A 20,774-nucleotide genomic window follows, 5' to 3' on the forward strand; every position below is an offset into this window, starting at 1 on the left:
ACAGTGTCCCGCGCGCCGGCCCCGGGTGGGCGCAGCGCGCGCCGACCTGCTGTGACGCGAGCGCCGGGAGGTGCCCCGCGGGTGTGCGCGCACACCCGCGGGGCACCTTCACCACCTCCGCCGGTCCGGCCGCGGGGTTCAGTACGCCTCGGCCTCGAGGGTGCGCAGCACATCGGCGGCGACGCTCACGGCGATGGTGGCGGGCGCCTTGCCGGTGAGGTCGGCCAGCCCGATCGGGGTCTTGATCCGGGCGATGGCCGCCTCGTCGTGGCCGCCTTCGGTGGCGAGGCGTTTGCGGAACCGCACCCACTTGGCCGCCGATCCGATCAGCCCGATGGAGCCGAGGTGGGCCGTGCGCAGGGCGGCGTCGCACAGTGCGGCGTCCTCGGCATGGTCATGGGTCATGACCAGGACGTGGGTGCCGCGCGGCAGCTCCTCCAGCACCTCCTCGGGCAGCAGCGGCGTGTGGTGGACGTGCACCTGCGCCACCGCGTCGGCCAGCACGCGCAGCCGCTGCTCGGCGAGGACGTCCGAGCGGGTGTCGATCAGATGGAGGTCGAGGTCCTGACGCGCCAGGATCCGGGCCAGCTCCAGCCCGACGTGCCCCACGCCGAAGACCGCCACCGCCGGCACCACCGGGAGCGGTTCGAGCAGCACGGAGACCGTGCCTCCGCAGCACTGCACACCGTGCCGGTTGGCCACCTTGTCGTTCAGGGCGAAATCGATCAGCTCCGGCTCCGGTTTCGCGGCATCGATCATCTCCCGGGCCCGGTCGATCGCGACGGCCTCGACGTTGCCGCCGCCGATCGAGCCCCACGTCTCGCTCCGCCCGACGACGAGCTTCGCACCGGCGTCGCGCGGGGCATGGCCGCGCACGGTCGCGACGGTCACGAGCACGCCGGGCTCCCGCCGTGCCCGCAACCGCGCGACCGCGGCGATCCACGTCATGTCAGGCACCGCTCAGCACTTCTGCCCCGGTGGGGGCGTCGTCGGCCGGGGAGACACGGCCCTGGCGCGCCGCCTCGATCGCCCAGTACACCGCCTCCGGCGTCGCGGGCGAGGCCAACTCGACGCTGACCCCGCTCGGCCCGAACGCGGCGGCGGCCTGCCGCAGCGCCTCCCGCACCGAGAACGCCAGCATCAGCGGAGGCTCGCCGACCGCCTTGGACCCGTAGACCGCCCCCTCCTCGGTGGCGTTCTCCAGCAGCCTGACGTTGAACTCCTCGGGCATCTCCGAGAAGCTCGGCAGCTTGTAGGTGCTCGCCGCCTGGGTCAGCAGCCGGCCGCGGTTCGGCCCGTCGCCGCCGTCCCACCGCAGGTCCTCGAGGGTCAGCCAGCCCGCGCCCTGCACGAAGCCGCCCTCGACCTGACCGATGTCGATCATCGGGGAGAGGCTGTCGCCGACGTCGTGCACGATGTCCACCCGCCGGATCCGATACGCGCCGGTGAAGCCGTCCACCTCCACCTCGGCCGCGGCGGCGCCGTAGGAGAAGTACTTGAACGGGGAGCCCTGGAAGGCCTTCGCGTCCCAGTGCAGGCCCTCGGTGCGGTAGAAGCCGGCCGCGGACAGCTGGACCCGCTGGAAGTACGCGGTGCGCACCAGGTCGTCCCAGGCCAGCTCCTCGTCGCGGCCGAGGACGCGCGCGACGCCCTCGACGATCCGCACGTCCGAGGCGTTCGCCCCCAGCCGGGTGCCGGCGACCTGGAGCAGCCGCTCGCGGATCTGCTCGCAGGCGTTCTTCACCGCGGCGCCGTTGAGGTCCGCCCCGGCGCTGGCGGCGGTGGCGGAGGTGTTGGGCACCTTGTCGGTGCGCGTCGGGGCCAGCCGCACCTTGTGCAGCGGGATGCCGAGGGTGGTCGCGGCCACCTGCAGCATCTTGGTGTGCAGGCCCTGCCCCATCTCGGTGCCGCCGTGGTTGATCAGGACCGAGCCGTCCTTGTAGACCAGCACCAGTGCGCCGGCCTGGTTGAAGGCGGTGAGGTTGAACGAGATGCCGAACTTGATCCCGGTGAGCGCGAGCGCCCGCTTGGTGTGCGGGTGCGCGGCGTTGAAGGCCGCGATCTCGCGCCGGCGGTCGGCGAGGCCGGCGTCGTTCTGGACCTGCTGCCAGACGGTGGAGATCCGTTCGGGGTGGGCGACCGGCTGTCCGTACGGCGTGGTCTGGCCCTGCCGGTAGAAGTTGCGGGCGCGCAGCTCCATCGGATCCAGCCCGAGCAGCGGCGCGCACCGGCCCATGATGTCCTCGATCACCAGCATGCCCTGCGGTCCGCCGAAGCCGCGGAAGGCGGTGTTGGAGACCTTGTTGGTCCGGGCGATGCGGCCGGCGACACGGGCGTTGGGGATCCAGTAGGTGTTGTCGATGTGGCACAGCGCGCGGGCCACGACCGGCTCGGACAGGTCCAGGCTCCAGCCGCCGTCCGCGGTCAGCGTGGCGTCCAGGGCCTGGATGCGGCCCTCGGCGTCGAAGCCGATCTTCCACGCGGCGTGGAACCCGTGGCGCTTGCCCGACATGGTCAGGTCCTGCGTCCGGTTGAGCCGTACCCGGACCGGCCGGCCGGTCAGCAGGGCGCCGAGCGCGGCGACGGCCGCGAACCCGTGCGGCTGCATCTCCTTGCCGCCGAAGCCGCCGCCCATCCGCAGGCACTGCACGGTCACCTCGTGGCTGTGCAGGCCGAGCACGTGGGCGACGATCTCCTGCGTCTCCGACGGGTGCTGGGTGCTGCTCTGGACGAACATCTGCCCGTTCTCGTCGACGTGCGCCAGTGCGGCGTGCGTCTCGAGGTAGAAGTGCTCCTGATCGGAGAACTGGAACTCGCCGGTGAACACGTGCGCGGAGTCGGCGAATCCGGCATCGACGTCGCCGGCCAACATCTCGGGGCGGGCGCCGTGGAAGCTGTTCGCCTCCATCGCTTCCCGCAGCGTGATCACGGACGGCTTCTCGTCGAGCTCCACCTCGACGGCCGCCGCACCGAGCCGGGCCGCCTCCAGGGTCTCGGCGAGCACCCAGGCGACCGCGTGGCCGTGGAACATGACCTGGTCGGGGAAGAGCGGTTCGTCGTGCTTCATCCCGGCGTCGTTCACGCCGGGTACGTCGGCACCCGTCAGGACGCGGACCACACCGGGCACGGCGAGCGCGGGCGCGGTGCGCAGCGCGGTGATCGTGCCGTGGGCCTTCATGACCTGCACCGGGTGGGCGTGCAGCACGTCCTTGGTGCGGTGCACCAGGTCGTCGGTGTAGAGCGCCGCGCCGGTGACGTGCAGGGACGCGCTCTCGTGCGGCATCGAGACGCCGACGACGGGCTTCTCGGGGCGTGCGGACAGTTGACTCATGACGAGACCGCCTCGGTGGTGTGCGCGTGCAGCTTCAGCAGGCTCTGGCCGAGCATCGCGGAGCGGTAGCGGGCGCTGGCGCGGTGGTCGTCCATCGGTGTGCCCTCGGCCCGCAGGACCAGGGCCGCTGCCTCGACGGTCCGCGCCGCCCACGGCCTGCCCTCCAGGGCGGCCTCGGTGGCGAGGGCGCGGATCGGGGTGGCGGCCACGCCGCCCAGGCCGATGCGCGCCCTGCGGACGATCCCGTCCTCGACGTCGAGGGCGAAGGCGACCGCGACGCTGGAGATGTCGTCGAAGCGCCGCTTGGCGATCTTGTGGAAGGCCGCGACCGGCGCCAGCGGCCGCGGGATGCGCACCGCGCGGATCAGCTCGCCGGGGCGGCGCACGCTCTGACGGTAGCCGGTGAAGTAGTCGCGCAGGGGGACCTCGCGCTCCCCGTCGGCGTCGGCGAGCACCACCGAAGCCTCCAGCGCGAGCAGGACGGGCGGGCTGTCGCCGATGGGGGAGCCGGTACCCAGGTTGCCGCCCAGGGTGGCACCGTTGCGGATGAGCCGGGACGCGAACTGCGGGAACAGCTGTGCCAGCAGCGGGACTTCGCCGTCGAGGCGGCGTTCGATCTCGGTGAGGGTCAGGGCCGCTCCGATCTCGATGCGGTCGGACGCGACGCTCAGCCCCCGCAGTTCGGGCAGCCGGTCGACGGCGATCACGCAACGCGCCCGGCGGGAGCGGATGTTGACCTCCACGCCCCAGTCGGTGGAGCCGGCGACCACCACGGCGTCGGGGCGCTCGCGCAGCAGCCGCAGCGTCTCGGCCAGGGTGCTCGTACGCAGGAACGCGCTGTCGTCGCGGGTGTACGCGGTGGCGGCCGGTGCGGGCGGGGCCTGCTCACGGCGGCGCGCGAGCGGGTCCTCGTCGCCGGGCGTGCCGACGGCGAACGCGGCATCGCGAATGGGGCGGTATCCGGTGCAGCGGCACAGGTTCCCGCTCAGCGCGTGCAGGTCGAACCCGTTCGGACCGTGCTCGGCGTCGGCGCCGTCCGCGCCCGAGTCCGGACCCGAGTCCGGACCCGAGTCCGGGTCCGCCTGCGCGCAGCGGTCGGGGCGGTAGTACTCGGCGGCCATGCTGCAGATGAATCCGGGTGTGCAGTAGCCGCATTGGGAGCCGCCGCGGACCGCCATCTCCTCCTGCACCGGGTGCAGGGTGGGCGGCGTGCCCGGTTCGCCGGCGGTGGAGAAGCCTTCGGAGGTGATGACCTCCTGGCCGTCGAGCGCCGCGACCGGGACCAGGCAGGCGTTGACCGCCACCCAGTCGGTGGGCTTGTTCACTCCGGGACGGGCCACCAGGACCGCACAGGCGCCGCATTCCCCCTCGGCGCAGCCCTCCTTGGTGCCGGTCAGGCCGCGCTCGCGGAGGAAGTCGAGCGTGGTGGTGTGGGGTGCGGACGGCGCGATCGGTGCTTCTCTTCCGTTGACCGTGACCCTCGCCGCCGCCATCACAGGCCTTCGTTTCGGAGCGTGACCGGTCGGTTCATCGTGTTCGCCAAGGTTCGGGCAGCTTTCTGTGTTCGGGCGCGCCACAGGGCAGGAGCGGGCGCCAGACGGCACGCGACAGGGGCGTGCCAGGAAATGGTGACGAAGAAACGCGGAACGTGCCGCGAAGGGCACGTCAGGACGGCGTGTCAGCAGCCGTGTGCGATCCGGCCCGAAACCCACACCGTGCAGTGGGCGAGGCGAGCCAGGTCAGAGCAGGTGGACATCTGCCGGTCGCCTCCTTCGGTGGTCGGGGTCGGTGTCCACGCAAAGTAGTGGCTGGGGCCACGGCGGTCAAACACGGGCGGGGCAGGGCGCCCCTGTCATGGACGCCCTGCCCCGCGCTGCACGCCCCGTCGCCGGGTGCGGCCGCTAGCTGCAGTTCAGGCCCGAGCGGGCCTCGGTGACCGCGGTGTCGAGCTTCTCGGTGTGCGGCTTCAGCGCCGTCACCGCGTCGCGGCCGGTGGTGTCGCCCGGCAGCGCCTCGTACGCGGTCTTCAGGTCGTCGGCCGCCGTCTTCACGGCGTCCTTGCGGGCCGCCTCCCAGGTGGCGGTGGACTCCGCCACGTCCTTCCAGCCGTCCTGGACGTCCGAGTACGCCTCCTGGATCTGCTCCTTGGTGGCGCTGGCGGGATCCAGAGCCCTCAACTTGGCGTTGTCCGCCTTGAGTTCGTTCAGGTTGCTGCACAGCTCCGCGGCGGCCGCGGTCGGATCGTCCGTGGGTCCCGCGGCCAGGGCGGCGGAGGCGCCTCCGGCGGACAGCACCAGTGCGGAGACAGTGCTGACTGCGGCTGAAAGAACACGGTTCATTGGATTTCACCCTTTCGGGGAAGTGGCCCCCACTCGCTCCAAGCTGGCACACCACTCCGGAACGCGCACTTCGATTCGTACGGGAGTTCGAATCGGGTGTCGCTGGACCCGCCTCCGGCCGCGTACCTTATTGCACATCGTTAGCAACTGCGGAACATGTGCGAAAGGGGTCGTCGTGGCTTCTCCGGTGGTGCTGGGCATCGAGTCCTCCTGCGACGAGACCGGGGCCGGGATCGTCTCCGGCGGGCGGCTTCTCGCGCATGTGGTGGCGTCGAGCATGGACGAGCACGCACGCTTCGGCGGAGTGGTGCCGGAGATCGCCGCCCGGGCGCACCTGCAGGCCTTCGGCCCGGTCGTGCGGGAGGCCCTGCGGCAGGCGGGGATGCGGATCTCGGACATCGACGCGGTGGCGGTCACCACCGGGCCCGGGCTGTCCGGTGCGCTTCAGGTCGGCCTGGCCGGGGCGAAGGCCCTGGCGTACGCGGCCGGAGCCCCGCTGTACGGGGTGCACCACCTCGCCGGGCACGTCGCCGCCGACACCCTGGAGCACGGGCCGCTGCCGAACCCGTGCATGGTGCTGATCGTCTCGGGCGGGCACACCTCGCTGCTGTTCGTACGGGACCTCGTGCGCGATCCGATCGTGCACCTCGGGGACACCGTCGACGACGCGGCGGGGGAGTGCTTCGACAAGGTGGCCCGCGTCTTCGGACTGCCCTACCCGGGCGGGCCGGCGATCGACCGGGCGGCCCGCGGAGGAAACGGCCGCGCGGTGGCGTTCCCGCGCCCGCTGACCCGGCCGGGCGACGACCCGTACGCCTTCTCCTTCTCCGGGCTGAAGACCGCCGCCGCCCGCTGGGCCGAGCAGCACCGCGTCCTCGGTGAGGAGATCCCGCTGGCCGACGGCGCCGCCTCGCTCCAGGAAGCCGTCGCGGACGTGCTCACCCGCAAGGCGCTGGCCGCCTGCCGCGCGTACGGGGTGCGGACGCTCGTCGTCGTCGGCGGGGTCGCCGCCAACTCGCGGGTGCGGGCGCTGGCGGAGGAGCGGTGCGCGGCGGCCGGCGTCGAGTTGCGGGTCCCTGCGCTGACCCTGTGCACCGACAACGGGGCGATGATCGCCGCGGTCGGCGACCTGCTGGTGCGCGCGGGCGCGGACCCGGCCGGGCTCGACGTGTCCATCGACCCCTCCGCACCGCTGGAGCATGCGGCCCTGCACCCCGTCGCCCGCCCGGCCGGGACGGCCGCGTGAACCGCCCCGGGCCGGGCCCTATCGAGGGGCCCGCGGCGCCCCGCCGCCGGACGGCCGCTCCCGGCCGGGCAGGACGCTGACGAAGGGGACCCCGGTGCGGGGATGCTCGATGACCTCCGCCTCCACCTCGTACACGTCGGACAGCAGCGGGGCAGTGAGGACCTCCTCGGGCTTCCCGGTGGTGACGACGCGGCCGCCGGCCATGACGCAGATCCGGTCGCAGAAGGCCGCGGCGAGGTTCAGGTCGTGCAGCGCGACCACGGCGGTGACGCCGAGCCCCCGCACCAGCCGCAGGGCGTCCAACTGGTGGCGCAGGTCCAGGTGGTTGGTCGGCTCGTCCAGGACCATGGCCCCCGTGCGCTGGGCGAGGGCCCGGGCGATCAGCACCCGCTGCTTCTCGCCGCCCGACAGGCGGTCGAACGGCGCGTGGGCGAGGGCGTCGACGTGGAGCTCTCCCAGCGACCGCATGATGATGTCCCGGTCGTCGGCATCGTCACCGGCGAAGGCCCGCTTGTGCGGGGTGCGGCCCATGGCGACCACGTCGTACACCGTCAGCTCGAAGTCCCCGGAGGTCTCCTGGAGTACCGCCGCGAGACGCCTGGCGAGCCGCTTGCCGGGCATCCGCCAGACGTCCTCGCCGTCCAGCAGGACCCGGCCGGACGTGGGACGCAGCGCCCGGTAAAAGGTGCGCAGCAGCGTGGACTTGCCGGCCCCGTTGGGGCCGACCAGGCCCATCACCTCGCCGGGCGCCACGTGCAGCGACGCCTCGTGGACGAGGGCCCTGCCGTTCACGACGACGCTGACGCCCTCGGCGTCGAGACGGCCGGGGCCGCCGGACGGCCGGTTCGCCGGGTCGACGGGATCGGTCGGACCGGTCGGACGGGTCGGGTCGGTCGGGTGTGTCATCGGGCGGCCTTCCGTCGCATCAGCCAGAGGAAGAAGGGTCCGCCGACCAGGGCGGTGAGGATGCCGACGGGAATCTCCTCCGGGCTCATCAGGGTCCGCGCGGCCAGATCGGCGGTGATCAGGAAGGCGGCTCCCAGGAGGGCCGCGGCGGGCAGCGCGCGGCGGTGGTCGGCGCCGACGAGCAGCCGCACCACGTGCGGCATGATCAGCCCGACGAACCCGATCTGCCCGCTGACCGCGACGATCGTGCCGATCATCAGGGCCACCAGCGTGAACAGCGCGCCGCGGAATCGGTGGACGTCCAGACCGAGGGCCGCGGCGGCCTCCTCCCCGGCCAGCAGGAGGTTGAGCGGCCGGCAGACGCCCAGCAGGACGGCCGTACCGATCAGGACCGCACCCACCGGGATCCACACCGTGGTCCACGTGGTGCCCGCCAGTCCGCCGAGCATCCAGCGCAGTGCGGACTGCGTCTTGTGCGGATCGTTCGAGGTGACGACCAGGAAGCTGGCCACCGCCGACAGCACCTCGGCCGTGGCCACACCCGCCAGCACCAGCCGCACCGTCGTCATCCTGCCGCCGGAGCGGGCCAGGAAGTAGACGGCGACCAGGGCGGCGAGGGCCCCGCAGAAGGCCGCGACGGGGAGGGTGAACAGCCCGAAGAAGGTCAGGTTCAGGACCAGCACGAGCACCGCGCCGACCGACGCACCCGAGGACACGCCCAGCAGCATCGGGTCGGCCAGCGGGTTGCGGACCAGCGCCTGGAGCGCCATCCCGGCCACCGACAGGCCCGCGCCCACCACGCCGGCCAGCAGCACCCGGGGCAGGCGGACGTCGATGACGATCGTCTCGCGCACCGGCGTCCACGTCGGCTCGGCGAGGGCCGGGTGCACGCGGTGCAGCAGGATGCTCCACACCTGGTCGGCCGGGACACTGATGGAGCCCGCCGCGATCCCGGCCGTCGCGGCGCCGGCCACGAGCAGGCCCAGGAGGGCCAGCACCAGGCCGTACGGGATCCCGGGGCGGCGCCCGGCGGCCGGCGGCCGGCCCTCCTCGCGGGGGCCGGCCGCCTGGGCCGGGGCCTTCACCTCGGTCACCGGACCCGGCCGGGGTGGAGCTGCTTCGCCAGCGACTCGACGGCCGCGGGCATCCGCACGCCGAGCACCGTGGAGGACAGGGGCAGCACCGCGAACCGCTGGTTCTTGATCGCGGGCACGTCCTTCAGCGCCGGGTGGGCGAGCAGGAACTTCTTCTTGTCCTCGACGGACTGGTCGCCGTAGTCGTAGATGACGATGGCCTCGGGGGCGCGCTGCGCGACCTGCTCGAACGAGACGTCGCCGAAGGCCTTGTCCAGGTCGGCGAAGAGGTTCTCCCCGCCGGCCCGCCGCATCATGTCGTTGCCGATGCCCTTGCCGCCCGCGGTGAAGGCCGTCTTGTCGCCGCTGTCGTACACGAAGAGCTTGACCGGGGTGACGCCGGAGAGCTGGGCCTCGACCTTGTCGAGGGTGGCGTGCAGGGCCGCCAGCCGCTCCTCGGCCCGCTCGGGCACGCCGAAGATCTTGCCGAGGGTGCGGATCTCCTCGTCCATGGAGGCCGCGTTCACCGGTCCGGTGGGGCATTCCTCGGTGTTGAGGTGGGTGTTGATCCCGGCCTTGGTGAAGGCGGCCCGGCCGCGCCCCTCCTTCTCGTCGAAGGTGGACTTCCACCCGCCGTAGACGAAGTCGGGCTCGGCCTCCAGGAGCGCCTCGAAGGAGGGGTACTCCTCGGAGATGACCTTCACGCCGTCGTAGGCGGCCTGGTAGTCGGGCAGGATCTTGTCGTCGAGGTAGCCGGTGCCCACCATCGACTTCTCCAGGCCGAGGGCCAGCATGACCTCGGTGGCGTGCTGGTTCAGCGAGACGGCGCGCTGCGGGGGGCGCTGATAGGTCGTGCTCACGCCGCAGTTGTCGACCGTGAGCGGGAATCCCTTGACGCCGGCAGCCGCCTGCGGGGCGGCGGAGGGCGTGGCGGCGCCCCCGCAGCCGGATATCAACAGGGCTGTGGCGAGGGCGGACAGCAGGGATTTGGGGTGGATGCGGGGCATGGGTGGTCCTCTCACCGCGGATGGATCGGATGGACGGGACGGATCGGATGGACGGGACGGATCGGATGGACGGATCGGATGCGTCGGACGGTCTTCGCGCCGTGCCGGCGGCAGGCCGGGGCGGCTCGGTTCGGCTCGGCTCGGCGCAGGCCGGGCCGACCGGCGCCGGTCGGGAGGGAGCGTGCGGCCGGCCCGGGGGGAACCGCGCACGGTCGTCGAGGGGTGGGGATGGCGTGCAGGGGCGCACGGGGGGCGCGTACGGCGGCTCGCGCCACGCGGTTCCGGACCTGAGGAGGCATGTCCGCGCCGCACCGGGGCCGTTCGCGGACGGGAGCCTCACGGGCCCCCGGGCGTACGGCCCTTCGCCTACGAGGGAAGCGCCCCGGGGACGTCGAGGGTGGGGACGGGACGCGGCTCGCCCTCGGCGTTGACGGCGACGAAGGTCAGTCGGGCGGTGGCCACTTGCGTGGTGGGGCCCGAGGCGTTCCAGCGCTCGGCCCCGACGCGCACGCCGACCGTCATCGACGTCCGGCCGGCGCGTACCAGCTCGGCGTCGACGCTGAGCAGGTCACCGGCGCGCACCGGTGCCAGAAACGCCATCCCGTCCACGGCCACGGTGACGGCGGGGCCGTCGGCGTGGCGTCCGGCGGCGGCAGCGGCGGCGTCGTCGATGAGCTTCATCACCACGCCGCCGTGGATGGTGCCGTAGAGGTTGGTGTCGTGCTCGCTCATGATGTGGGCGAGCGTCACCCGGGAGTCGCCCGGGTTCTTGGCGACGCACCTCACGGCGGCAGCGGTCTGGTCGGCCACGTCAACTCTCCTTCGCGAGTCGCGGCAGAAAGGCCCCGGAGAGTCTTCTCCGGCACCCCGCATGACGTTTCGGCATGCGGGCAGTGGCAGGTCTTCGGACTCGCGGACACGCCTGCCGGTCTCCCGGCGGGCACCTAGTGGCCGTCGCTTCCCGGAACCGGTTCCGGCTCCAGTGCGTATGACGGCGGTCGTTCCCGCTCACCGCTGCGGGGCAGTCCCGGATTCCCACCGGGTTCCCTCTTGCGACGCATCCCGCCTGGCGGACGGGGCGAACCAGCTGCGCTCACACCCTACCCGGCGCCATCACCGGCCTGACCAGCCCTCCGTCCGGTGCCGTGGGCGCGGGCGGACCGGCCCCGGGCGGCAGCGGGGGCCCTGGCCCGGCGACCGCCGGGCGGGGCGGGGTACCGGCGTGGCGGCGTACTCCCGTGCGCCCCGCGTGCTCCTTCGACGGCTTCGGCGGCCCCGCGTACGGTTCCGGGCCATGAGTGGATACGCGATGGAACCGGCCGCGTCCAGGGAAATCGGTACCGATGCCCTGCCCCCCTCCGACCAGTGGTCCACCGCTCCTGTGGTGGCGGCCCCCGTTTGCCGCTTCGAGAACTTCCTCGGCGCCGAGCGCGCCGCCACCCTACTGGAGTACGCGATCTCCCGGCAGGCCGACTTCAACGCGGGGACGGTCCTCGACCCGCTGTCGGGCCAGGTCTCCCACAAGGGCCGCAGCTCCCTCGTACTCCCCGTGACCAGCGCCGTGTTCAGCGCGCACCTCGCGGACTGCCTGCCGCTCGTCCAGGAGGTCCTCGGCCACCGGACCGCGCTCACGCAGACCCTGACCGTCCTGACGGCGCACGGCGAAGGCGGCCACTACGGCATGCACACCGACGCCTCACGGGTCCGCGACGTCGGCACGGCCGTGTCGGCGGTGTACTACCTGCACCGCCGGCCCCGCGGCTTCGACGGCGGACGGCTGCGGCTGTACGACACCGTGCTGAACGAGGGCGGGGCCAGGCCGGCGGACTCCTACCGCACGATCGAGCCCGAGCACGACACCATCGTGTTCTTCCCGGCCAGCGCCTACCACGAGGTCGTCCCGTCCACGTGCGCCAGCGGGCTGTTCGCCGACAGCCGGTTCACCCTGACGACGTGGATCAGCGGGCCCGGGCGCGCGACGGCGCCGCCCGCCGCGGCCTTCGAGATCTGGCCGTGGATGGCCCGCGCGGCCGAACGCACCCGCCCGCTCGCGGACGCCGCCCGCGACCACGACGGCGCCGACCCCATCGGCCTGCCGCCCGCCGATCCCGCCACCCGGCTCACCCTGCCCGCACCCCGCACGACGCCGTGACCGCTGCCCGCGCGGGCAGCGGTCACGGGAACCGGCCGGCCCCCGGGGTCAGGGCCGCTGGGTCAGGTATCCGCCCATGGAGGTGAAGTGCTCGGCCGCGGGCAGCTCCCGGCCGTCCTCGGTGCGCACCCGGGTGATGGCCAGCCCGTGGTTGCGGCCGGTACGGGCGTCGGCGCCCGCGACGATCACCACGCCCTCGCCCTCGCGGTAGAAGACGCGCCCCGGCGTGCCGCCGTAGCGGCCCTCGGACACGACCGCGGCCAGGACCTCGAGCCGCTTGCCCTTGTGGAAGGTGAAGGCGCTCGGGTACGGCTCGGACTGGGCGCGGACCAGGCGGTCCAGGTCGGCCGCGGGCCAGTTCCAGTCGATGCGGCTGTCCTCGACGGACCGCTTGTGGAAGAAGCTCGCCTGGGACCGGTCCTGATCGGTGAACCGCGCCTGGCCGGAGGCGATGGCGTCCAGCGCGCCCACGACGACCGGGGCGATGAGGTCGACGGTCCGGTGGAAGAGGTCCGTGGCGGTGTCGCGGGGCCCCACCGGCACGGCTTCCTGCCGCACGATGGCGCCGGCGTCGAGTTCGTCGTTCATCATGTGGGCGGTGACGCCCACTTCGGTCTCGCCGTTGATGAGCGCCCAGATCAGCGGGGAGAAGCCGGCGTACTTCGGCAGCAGCGCGTCGTGCACGTTCAGGGTGCCGTGGCGGGGGAGGTTGAAGACCCGGGGAGGGAGCCACGTCCGCCAGTTGTTGGCCACGATGATGTCCGGGTCGGCCTCCTTGAGGCGCTCGAACAGCTCGTCGTCGTCGGGGCGGTTGCGGATGAGCACCGGTACGCCGTGCTCTTCGGCGAGGTCGGCTACGGAGTCGCTCCAGATCTTCTCGTAGGCGTGCTCGCTCTTGGGGTGCGTCACGACCAGCACCACGTCGTGCTCGGAGTCCAGGAGGGCTTGCAGGGTGCGGTGGCCCCAGGTCTGGTAACCGAACATGACGACCCGCATGGGGTTCCTCCTCGGAGCAGGGGGTTGGCTGGTGTCGAGTAAAGCAAGGCTTGCCTAAGTCCGCAACGGTGTCTTTGCGTAAGCGAGTTGACGGAGTGTCTCGATTTCGCTGCCCGATTTGTCTATCGACAGCCTCGACGCAATGAGCTTAGCCTTGCCTAAGTTCGGGTCGCGGCTCCGTCGGCGTGCCCGCCTTCCGCCCTTCCCGCCTTCCGCCCTTCCCGACGCTCGACCCGACGGCTGCCGGCCTGCCCGGCGCGGCGGCTACCCCCCGCACGATGGGAGTGACATGGCTCAGGTCCGTCCTGGCGACGCCCCGTTGATTCACGACCTCATTGGCATCGGCTTCGGGCCGTCCAACGTGGCCATGGCGATCGCGGTCAGCGAGCACAACGCTCGCGTCGGAAGGCAGGAGGCGGTCACCGCGCACTTCTTCGAACAGCAGCCGCGCTTCGGCTGGCACCGCGGCATGCTCATCGACGACGCGACCATGCAAGTGTGCTTCCTGAAGGACCTGGTGACGCTCCGGAACCCGGCCAGCGAGTTCAGCTTCCTGTGCTACCTGAAGAGCAAGGGGCGGCTGGTCGACTTCATCAACCACAAGACGCTCTTCCCGCTCCGGGTGGAGTTCCACGACTACTTCGAGTGGGCCGCCGACCAGGTCGACGACATGGTCTCCTACGGGCACGAGGTCGTCGGGGTCACGCCCGTGGTCCGTGACGGAGTGGTGGACCACCTCGACGTCACGGTCCGGTCGGGGGAGGGGCTGGCGCTGCACCGGGCCCGCAACCTCGTCATCGGCACCGGCCTGCGCCCCCTCATGCCGGACGGCGTGGAGCGGACCGACCGGATCTGGCACACCTCCGACCTGCTGGCGAAGGTCGACGGCCTCGAGGCGGCGGCCGCCCCCTCCCGGTTCATCGTCGTCGGTGCCGGGCAGAGCGCCGCGGAGAACGTCGCCTACCTGCACCGGCGCTTCCCCGCGGCCGAGGTCTGCGCCGTCTTCTCGCGATACGGGTACAGCCCGGCCGACGACAGCAGCTTCGCCAACCGGATCTTCGACCCGGACGCGGTGGGCGAGTACTTCGCCGCGCCGCCCGGCGTCAAGCGCAGTCTGATGGACTACCACGGCAACACCAACTACTCCGTGGTGGACATCGACCTGATCGACGACCTGTACCGGCAGATGTACCGGGAGAAGGTCCTCGGCGCCGAGCGCCTGCGCTTCCTCAACGTCTCACGGCTGACCGCGGTCGGCGAGGGGCCGGACACGGTCCGGGCGACCGTGCAGTCCCTCGTCACGGGGGAGGAGACCCCCCTGGAGGCGGACGTCGTGGTCTTCGCCACCGGCTACCGCCCCGTGGACCCGCTCGCCCTGCTCGGCGAGGTCGCCGAGCGGTGCCTGCGCGACGACGAGGACCGGGTCCGCGTCGAGCGCGACTACCGCATCGCGACCGACCCCGAACTGCGCTGCGGCATCTACGTACAGGGCGGTACGGAGCACACGCACGGCATCACGTCCTCGCTGCTCTCCAACACCGCCACGCGGGTCGGCGAGATCCTGGACTCGCTGCTCGACCGGGGCCGCAAGTCCGGCGCCGACGAGGTCCGGACCGTGGCCGACGGGACGGGCAGCGCCGCACGCTAGCCGGTCCGCCGACGAGGTTTCGCCGGTGGAGCGAAGGGATAACGTACAGCGACATGGGCACGATTGCAGTCGAGCTCCCCGTGCCCACAGGCACAACCGAGCTCCGTCGGCGGCGAGTTGCGGGTTCGTTCACGCTCTTGCTGATCCTCATCGCGGCGGTGGTGGTGTCGTTGGCCGTCGGCGCCCGCGCGCTGAGTCCGGCCGAGGTGTGGCACGGGCTGACGGCGCCGCCGGATGCCGACCGGCGGCTCACCGAGATCCGGCTCATCGTGCAGACCGTACGGGTCCCCCGCACGGTGCTCGCGGTCGTGGCCGGGGTGGCCCTGGGGGTCGGCGGGGCGCTGATCCAGGGGTACACGCGCAACCCGATCGCCGACACGGGCCTGCTGGGGGTGAACTCCGGGGCCTCCTTCGCCGTGGTCACGGTGATCGCCGTGTTCGGCTTCGCCGACCCCTTCCAGTACGTGTGGTTCGCCTTCCTGGGGGCCGCGGTCGCCGGGGTGGTCGTGTTCGGCCTGGCGAGCATCGGCCGGGGAGCCGGAAACCCGCTGACGCTCGCCCTGGCCGGACAGGGGGTCACGGTCTTCCTCGCGGCGATGACCACGGCGGTCGCGCTCTCGGACAAGGCCTCGCTGAACGCGCTGCGCTTCTGGAACGCGGGCTCCGTGGCGGGGGTCGGCTTCGGCATCATCTGGCCGGTGGCCGCCTTCATCGCGGTCGGCCTGGTGCTGGCGCTGAGCACGCTGCCCTCCGTCAACCTGCTCAACCTGGGCGAGGACGTGGCCCGGGGCCTGGGGGTGAACATCGCGTTGAGCCGGACCGTCGGGATCATCTCCATCACCCTGCTGGCGGGAGCGGCGACGGCGGCCTGCGGGCCCATCGCGTTCCTCGGGCTGATGGTGGCGCACGTGGCCCGCCATCTGACCGGGCCGGACTACCGCTGGCTGGTCCCGTACGCGGCGCTGCTCGGTGCCATCGTGCTGCTGGTCTGCGATATCGCGGGGCGCTTGCTGGTGCGGCCGGGCGAGCTGGACGCGGGCGTGGTCGTGGCCCTGCTCGGCGCGCCGTTCTTCGCGGTCCTGGTGTGGCGCGGAAAGTTCAAGAACGCATGAACGGGGCCGATGTGAAACCAGGCGGCGCGACGCCGGCAGACGCGGGGCCGGCGCCTGCGGCGGTGCTGGCCCCGGGCGTGCGGCTCGGCCGGGTGTCCTTCGTGTGGCGGCCGTGGATGGTGTGCGTGACGCTGCTGCTGGCCGCCGCGACCTTCCTCGTGTTCTGCCTGTCCATCGGCGTGGGGGACTTCCCCATCGGCCTGTCCCAGGTGGTCACCACGATCCTGGGGCGGGGCGAGCAGGTCGACGAGTTCGTCATCATGGACCTGCGGATGCCGCGCGCGCTGACCGGGGTGGTGGTGGGCGTCGCGCTGGGCGTGTCCGGGGCGATCACCCAGTCCGTGGCGCGCAATCCGCTGGCCAGCCCGGACATCCTGGGGATCACCTGGGGCGCGGGCGCGGTCGCGGTGTTCCTGGTGACGGTGTCGGGCGGTACCGCGGCCGCGGTCGTCAACTCCGTGGGCCTGTCCGGGGCGGCCCTTGCGGGTGGTCTCGGCACGGGGCTCCTCGTGTACTTCCTGGCGTGGCGGCGCGGGGTCGACGGCTTCCGCCTCATCCTCATCGGCATCTCCGTGAGCGCCGTGATGGAGGCCATCACGACCTGGCTGCTGGTCCGGGCCGACATCAGGGACGTGGCCCGGGCCCAGGCGTGGCTGATCGGGTCGCTCGACAACCGGTCCTGGGACGACGTCCGGGTGGCGCTCTGGTGCACGCTCGTCCTGATGTGCGTCGTGGCGGGCGCCGCGTTCCAGTTCAAACCGCTGCACCTCGGCGACGAGGTGGCCGCGGGCCTGGGCGTCCGGTACGCGCGGGTCCGGGCGGTGCTGCTGCTGTGCGCGGTGCTGCTGGCCGGCGTCGCGGTGAGCGCGGCGGGCCCGGTGTCGTTCGTGGCCCTGGTGGCGCCGCAGGTGGCGATGCGCCTGGTGCGGTGTCCGACGCCGCCGATGGCGGCCTCCGGGCTGGTGGGGGCCCTGCTGCTGATCGTGGCGGACCTGGTGGCGCGCACGGCGCTGCCGATCACCCTTCCGGTCGGTGTGGTCACCGCCGTGTTCGGCGGCCCCTTCCTCGTCTATCTCCTGGTACGGGCGAACGTCCGTTGACCGATCTACTTCACACAGGCCTGGATCAGGGGGAGTTGTGGCCGTATCGCACATCGCCGGGACCGAGTACGGGACCGATGCCACCACCCGGCTGTCAGCCAGGGGTGTCACGGTCGGGTACGGCGGCCGGAGCGTCATCGACGACCTGCACGTGGCGATCCCGCCGGGAGTGATCACCACGATCATCGGCTCCAACGGCTGCGGGAAGTCCACCCTGCTGCGGACCCTCTCGCGCCTGCTCAAGCCGACCAGCGGGACCGTCGTACTGGACGGCGAGGACATCGCCACCCTCAGGACCAGGGACGTGGCCAGGAAGCTCGGCCTGCTGCCGCAGGCGCCGGTCGCGCCGGACGGGCTGACGGTGGCCGACCTGGTCGCCCGGGGGCGCCATCCGCACCAGAGCTGGCTGCGCCAGTGGTCCTCGGACGACGCCGGTGTCGTGGAGCGGGCTTTGGCCATGACCGGGGTGTCCGACCTGGCGGACCGTCCGGTCGACGCGCTGTCCGGCGGGCAGCGCCAGCGCGTCTGGATCTCGATGACGCTGGCTCAGGGCACCGACCTGCTGCTGCTGGACGAGCCGACGACCTACCTGGACCTGGCCCACGCGATCGACGTGCTCGACCTGGTGGACGACCTGCACGAGTCGGGCTGCACCGTGGTCATGGTGCTGCACGACCTCAACCTGGCCACCCGCTACAGCGACAACCTCGTCGTCATGCGGGCCGGCTCGATCCTCGCGCAGGGGCACCCGCGGGACGTGATCACCGCCGAGCTGCTGTACGAGGCGTTCGGGCTGCGCGCCAAGGTGATCGAGGATCCGGTGGGGGACCGGCCGCTCATCGTGCCGATCGGCCGCACCCATGTGCGGTCCTATTAGCTCAGACAGAGATACGATGCAAGTAAGGCTAGGCTAGCCTCACTTGGTCGCGGTAGGGTTTGGCTGCCCTCGGGCGGAGTTGCAATGGCTGGCACAACAGCAAGGGAATGCGGATGCTTCTCCAGCAAACGGCACGTACGAACTCCCGGCGGCGGTTGGCGGCGGCGCTGTCCGCCGCGGCCCTCGCGGTCGGGCTCCTCGCGGGGTGCGGTTCCGACCCGGCGGACAAGGCCGACAAGAAGAGCGACGGCACCGCGCCGGCCGGGGCCGGCACCTTCCCGGTCACGGTGGACCACGCCTTCGGGTCCACGAAGGTGGCCAAGGCCCCCCAGCGGGTCGTCTCCGTCGGCTACACCGACGACCAGGCCGTTCTGGCGCTCGGCACCAAGCCCGTCGGCATGGTCGACCAGTACCCCAACCCGCCGGGCACGAGCCCCGACATCAACACGCAGTGGCCCTGGGTGAAGGACAAGTGGGGCGACACCCGCCCCGAGGTCGTCATGAGCAACGGCGACACCGGCCCGAACTACGAGAAGATCGCCGCCCTGCGGCCGGACCTGATCATCGCGGTCTACTCCGAGATCGACCAGGCCGCCTACGACAAGCTCTCCAAGATCGCCCCGACGGTGGGCCGCACCAAGGCCGAGAAGGAGCCGTTCAGCGCTCCGTGGCAGGACAACGCCGTCCACATCGCCAAGGCGCTGGGCCAGGAGGCCAAGGGCGCCGAGCTGGTGAAGGGCATCCAGGACAAGCTCGACGCGGCCAAGAAGGCGCACCCCGAGTTCGCGAACCAGACCGCCGTCGCGCTCTCCTGGTACAAGGACGCCGCGGCCCCCTTCACCTCCACCGACGTCCGCGGACGCCTGGTGACGGGCACCGGCTTCACCTACCAGACCGAGATCGACAAGATCGCGGACGGCAAGTTCTACACCACGCTCTCCCCCGAGCGCATGGACCTGATCGACGTGGACCGCATCTTCGTCATCAACGACAAGGCCGACACGGAAGCGCTCAAGAAGTTCGAGCTGTTCGCCAACCTGCCCGCCGTCAAGAACGGCAAGGTGTCCTACCTCCTGGACAGTGAGGGCCCGGCGGTCGGCGCGGCCATGTCGCAGGGCACCCTGCTGTCCCTGCCGTACGCGATCGACGAGCTCGTCAAGTCGGTCGGCCAGGTGTGAGCGTCACCGACACGCGCGCCGTCCCGTCGACCCTGCGCACGACGACCGGACGGGAGGCCACCCGCTGGGTCACGGCACACTGCCGCCGGGTTCCGTGGCTGACGTCCGCCGCCGTGCTCACCACGGTCGCCGGGGCGGCGCTGCAGGTGCTCCCCCTGCTCCTGCTCGGCCGGGTCGTGGACGCGGTGGTCGAGGGCGAAGAGCGCTCGGTCCTGGTCACGACGGGCGTGTTGATGGTCGCCGCCGCGCTGCTCGGCGCGGCGGCCACCGCACTGTCGACCTACCTGATCGGGCGGCTGGGCGCGGACCTGCTCGCGCGGCTGCGCGAAGGCGCCGTCCGGGCGGTGCTGGGACTGCCGAGCGCACGCGTCGAGCAGGTCGGCCGGGGCGACGTCCTGTCCCGGGTCGGCGACGACGTGGCCGTGCTGTCCCGGGGCATCCGCACCGCCGTCCCCACGGTGTTCTCCGCGGGCGTGCTCGTGCTCATCGCCACGCTCGGCATGTTCGGCCTGGACTGGCGGCTCGGCCTGGCGGGCGCCTGCGCCCTGCCGGCGTACGCGCTGGCCCTGCGCTGGTACCTGCCCCGGTCCGCGCCGCTCTACCGCAAGCAGCGCGCGGTCCAGGCCGACCGCGCGCAGGCGCTGATCAGCGGGCTGAACGGCATCGACACGGTCCGGGCGTACCGGCTCGAGGGAGCCGTCCGCGAGAAGGTCACCGACGAGTCGTGGCGGGTGCGCGAGCTCGGCATCGAGGTGTTCCGGCTGTTCGGCCGGTTCGTCGGCCGGGAGAACCGCGCCGAGTTCATCGGGCTGGTGCTGATCATCGTCGTGGGGTACGCCCTGCTGGAGGCCGACGCCGCCAGCCTGGGCGAGGTGTCGGCGGCCCCGCTGCTGTTCCACCGGCTGTTCACCCCGCTGGGCTCCATCATGTTCACCTTCGACGAGGCCCAGAAGTCCGGCGCGAGCCTGACCAGGCTGGTCGGGGTGCTCGGGGAGGACGCGGAGGACCGCCTGGTGGGCGCGCCGGCCGTCGCCCGCGCCGCCGACGTGCCCCACCCGGTGACGGTCGAGGGGCTGACCTTCGGCTATCCCGACTCCGAGGAGCCCGTCCTGCGGGACGTCGACCTGACGATCCCGGCGGGCGGCTCGCTCGCGCTGGTCGGGGCCACGGGTGCGGGGAAGTCGACCCTGGCCGCACTGGTCGCGGGGATCGGCACCCCGCAGGCCGGGTCGGTGCGCATCGGCACGACCGACCTCGCGGGTCTGGACGAGGCCGGGGCGCGCGCCCTGGTGAGCATCCTGACGCAGGAGACCCACGTGTTCTCCGGTCCGCTGGCGGACGACCTGCGGCTGGCCGCGCCGGAAGCGACCGATGCCGAGCTGGCGCAGGCCCTGCGCACGGTCGGGGCCGGCGAGTGGGTGGAGGCGCTGCCCGGAGGGCTGAACACACCGGTGGGTGAGGGCGGCGAACGCCTGGACGTCACCAAGGTCGCCCAGATCGCCCTGGCCCGGCTGGTGCTGGGCCGGTCGCCGGTCGTGGTGCTGGACGAGTCGACGGCGGAGGCCGGCAGCGAGGGCGCGGCCGAACTGGAGCGGGCCGTGCTGGCCGCCTGCGCGGGCCGGACCACGCTGTTCGTGGCCCACCGGCTGACGCAGGCGATGGCGGCGGACCGGATCGCGGTGCTGGACGCGGGACGCGTGGTCGAACAGGGCACCCACGAGGAGCTGGTGGCCCTGGGCGGCCGGTACGCGCGCCTGTGGCGGGCCTGGCGCGAGGGCAGCTAGCCGGTCCGCGCTGATTCACATGGTC

At 72.4% G+C, this 20,774-nt stretch carries 17 protein-coding genes and 1 riboswitch; of the genes, 8 read left to right on the plus strand and 9 right to left on the minus strand.

Going from position 1 to position 20,774, the window contains the following annotated elements:
* Window positions 1–138: 138 nt before the first annotated feature.
* The 4 genes from xdhC to AB0D66_RS12875 all read right to left on the minus strand — a co-directional run bounded on the left by xdhC (window position 139) and on the right by AB0D66_RS12875 (window position 5,670).
* Window positions 139–948, minus strand: a complete 810-nt coding sequence (xdhC, locus tag AB0D66_RS12860; protein WP_362301036.1) for a xanthine dehydrogenase accessory protein XdhC — start codon at window positions 946–948, stop codon at window positions 139–141.
* Between the two features lies 1 nt (window position 949).
* Window positions 950–3,331, minus strand: a complete 2,382-nt coding sequence (gene xdhB / locus AB0D66_RS12865; RefSeq protein WP_362301039.1) for a xanthine dehydrogenase molybdopterin binding subunit — start codon at window positions 3,329–3,331, stop codon at window positions 950–952.
* Window positions 3,328–4,824, minus strand: a complete 1,497-nt coding sequence (locus tag AB0D66_RS12870; protein WP_362301042.1) for an FAD binding domain-containing protein — start codon at window positions 4,822–4,824, stop codon at window positions 3,328–3,330. The genes xdhB and AB0D66_RS12870 overlap by 4 nt, the downstream gene beginning before the upstream one ends.
* 408 nt (window positions 4,825–5,232) lie before the next feature.
* Complete coding sequence (locus AB0D66_RS12875) at window positions 5,233–5,670, minus strand: hypothetical protein (RefSeq protein ID WP_362301045.1); 438 nt, start codon at window positions 5,668–5,670, stop codon at window positions 5,233–5,235.
* A gap of 187 nt (window positions 5,671–5,857) precedes the next feature.
* Between AB0D66_RS12875 and tsaD the strand changes: the two genes are divergently transcribed.
* Window positions 5,858–6,916 (plus strand): tRNA (adenosine(37)-N6)-threonylcarbamoyltransferase complex transferase subunit TsaD, encoded by a 1,059-nt coding sequence (gene tsaD, locus AB0D66_RS12880; protein WP_362301221.1) that lies wholly within the window; start codon window positions 5,858–5,860, stop codon window positions 6,914–6,916.
* A gap of 18 nt (window positions 6,917–6,934) precedes the next feature.
* Here the strand turns inward: tsaD and AB0D66_RS12885 are convergent, their stop codons facing one another.
* From AB0D66_RS12885 to AB0D66_RS12900, 4 genes are all read right to left on the minus strand, one after another.
* Window positions 6,935–7,822, minus strand: coding sequence for an ABC transporter ATP-binding protein (locus AB0D66_RS12885; protein WP_362301048.1), 888 nt, complete (start codon window positions 7,820–7,822; stop codon window positions 6,935–6,937).
* Window positions 7,819–8,835, minus strand: a complete 1,017-nt coding sequence (locus AB0D66_RS12890; protein ID WP_362301224.1) for an iron ABC transporter permease — start codon at window positions 8,833–8,835, stop codon at window positions 7,819–7,821. The genes AB0D66_RS12885 and AB0D66_RS12890 overlap by 4 nt, the downstream gene beginning before the upstream one ends.
* A 77-nt stretch (window positions 8,836–8,912) precedes the next feature.
* Entirely contained in the window at window positions 8,913–9,902 is a 990-nt protein-coding gene (locus AB0D66_RS12895) for an ABC transporter substrate-binding protein (protein ID WP_362301051.1), read from the minus strand.
* A gap of 366 nt (window positions 9,903–10,268) precedes the next feature.
* Entirely contained in the window at window positions 10,269–10,712 is a 444-nt protein-coding gene (locus AB0D66_RS12900) for an acyl-CoA thioesterase (RefSeq protein WP_362301054.1), read from the minus strand.
* A gap of 67 nt (window positions 10,713–10,779) precedes the next feature.
* Window positions 10,780–11,005, minus strand: a riboswitch (cobalamin riboswitch).
* 191 nt (window positions 11,006–11,196) lie between these two features.
* On the opposite strand from AB0D66_RS12900, the gene AB0D66_RS12905 reads away from it, so the two are divergent.
* On the plus strand, window positions 11,197–12,054 hold the full coding sequence (locus AB0D66_RS12905; protein ID WP_362301056.1) for a 2OG-Fe(II) oxygenase: 858 nt from the start codon (window positions 11,197–11,199) through the stop codon (window positions 12,052–12,054).
* Window positions 12,055–12,102: 48 nt separating this feature from the next.
* Here AB0D66_RS12905 and AB0D66_RS12910 read toward each other — a convergent pair whose 3' ends face one another.
* Window positions 12,103–13,050, minus strand: coding sequence for a methionyl-tRNA formyltransferase (locus tag AB0D66_RS12910; protein WP_362301059.1), 948 nt, complete (start codon window positions 13,048–13,050; stop codon window positions 12,103–12,105).
* Between the two features lie 289 nt (window positions 13,051–13,339).
* On the opposite strand from AB0D66_RS12910, the gene AB0D66_RS12915 reads away from it, so the two are divergent.
* The 6 genes from AB0D66_RS12915 to AB0D66_RS12940 all read left to right on the plus strand — a co-directional run bounded on the left by AB0D66_RS12915 (window position 13,340) and on the right by AB0D66_RS12940 (window position 20,749).
* Window positions 13,340–14,698 carry a lysine N(6)-hydroxylase/L-ornithine N(5)-oxygenase family protein gene (locus tag AB0D66_RS12915; RefSeq protein WP_362301062.1) on the plus strand — a complete coding sequence of 453 codons (1,359 nt, stop codon included), beginning with the start codon at window positions 13,340–13,342 and terminating at the stop codon, window positions 14,696–14,698.
* Window positions 14,699–14,751: 53 nt separating this feature from the next.
* The gene (locus AB0D66_RS12920; protein ID WP_362301064.1) at window positions 14,752–15,810 is read left to right on the plus strand and encodes an iron ABC transporter permease; all 1,059 of its coding nucleotides are present in this window, start codon (window positions 14,752–14,754) and stop codon (window positions 15,808–15,810) included.
* Window positions 15,807–16,910: an iron chelate uptake ABC transporter family permease subunit gene (locus tag AB0D66_RS12925; RefSeq protein WP_362301067.1), complete on the plus strand. Its 1,104-nt coding sequence runs from the start codon at window positions 15,807–15,809 to the stop codon at window positions 16,908–16,910. Before AB0D66_RS12920 ends, AB0D66_RS12925 begins: the two co-directional genes overlap by 4 nt.
* A 37-nt stretch (window positions 16,911–16,947) precedes the next feature.
* Window positions 16,948–17,787, plus strand: a complete 840-nt coding sequence (locus AB0D66_RS12930) for an ABC transporter ATP-binding protein (RefSeq protein ID WP_362301070.1) — start codon at window positions 16,948–16,950, stop codon at window positions 17,785–17,787.
* A 113-nt stretch (window positions 17,788–17,900) separates the two neighbouring features.
* Entirely contained in the window at window positions 17,901–18,965 is a 1,065-nt protein-coding gene (locus AB0D66_RS12935) for an iron-siderophore ABC transporter substrate-binding protein (protein ID WP_362301073.1), read from the plus strand.
* Entirely contained in the window at window positions 18,962–20,749 is a 1,788-nt protein-coding gene (locus AB0D66_RS12940) for an ABC transporter ATP-binding protein (protein WP_362301076.1), read from the plus strand. The genes AB0D66_RS12935 and AB0D66_RS12940 overlap by 4 nt, the downstream gene beginning before the upstream one ends.
* Window positions 20,750–20,774: the final 25 nt, after the last annotated feature.

Origin of the sequence: Streptomyces sp. NPDC048270, assembly GCF_040652335.1 — a bacterium.
Lineage (GTDB): Bacteria > Actinomycetota > Actinomycetes > Streptomycetales > Streptomycetaceae > Streptomyces.

Excerpts from the sequence above, each read along its gene's own strand:
- AB0D66_RS12935 (WP_362301073.1), top strand. The coding sequence starts at position 17,901 with ATGCTTCTCCAGCAAACGGCACGTACGAACTCCCGGCGGCGGTTGGCG.
- AB0D66_RS12920 (WP_362301064.1), top strand. The coding sequence starts at position 14,752 with ATGGGCACGATTGCAGTCGAGCTCCCCGTGCCCACAGGCACAACCGAG.
- AB0D66_RS12915 (WP_362301062.1), top strand. The coding sequence starts at position 13,340 with ATGGCTCAGGTCCGTCCTGGCGACGCCCCGTTGATTCACGACCTCATT.
- AB0D66_RS12875 (WP_362301045.1), bottom strand. The coding sequence starts at position 5,670 with ATGAACCGTGTTCTTTCAGCCGCAGTCAGCACTGTCTCCGCACTGGTG.
- AB0D66_RS12885 (WP_362301048.1), bottom strand. The coding sequence starts at position 7,822 with ATGACACACCCGACCGACCCGACCCGTCCGACCGGTCCGACCGATCCC.
- AB0D66_RS12905 (WP_362301056.1), top strand. The coding sequence starts at position 11,197 with ATGAGTGGATACGCGATGGAACCGGCCGCGTCCAGGGAAATCGGTACC.
- AB0D66_RS12925 (WP_362301067.1), top strand. The coding sequence starts at position 15,807 with ATGAACGGGGCCGATGTGAAACCAGGCGGCGCGACGCCGGCAGACGCG.
- xdhB (WP_362301039.1), bottom strand. The coding sequence starts at position 3,331 with ATGAGTCAACTGTCCGCACGCCCCGAGAAGCCCGTCGTCGGCGTCTCG.
- xdhC (WP_362301036.1), bottom strand. The coding sequence starts at position 948 with ATGACGTGGATCGCCGCGGTCGCGCGGTTGCGGGCACGGCGGGAGCCC.
- AB0D66_RS12910 (WP_362301059.1), bottom strand. The coding sequence starts at position 13,050 with ATGCGGGTCGTCATGTTCGGTTACCAGACCTGGGGCCACCGCACCCTG.
- AB0D66_RS12870 (WP_362301042.1), bottom strand. The coding sequence starts at position 4,824 with ATGGCGGCGGCGAGGGTCACGGTCAACGGAAGAGAAGCACCGATCGCG.
- AB0D66_RS12895 (WP_362301051.1), bottom strand. The coding sequence starts at position 9,902 with ATGCCCCGCATCCACCCCAAATCCCTGCTGTCCGCCCTCGCCACAGCC.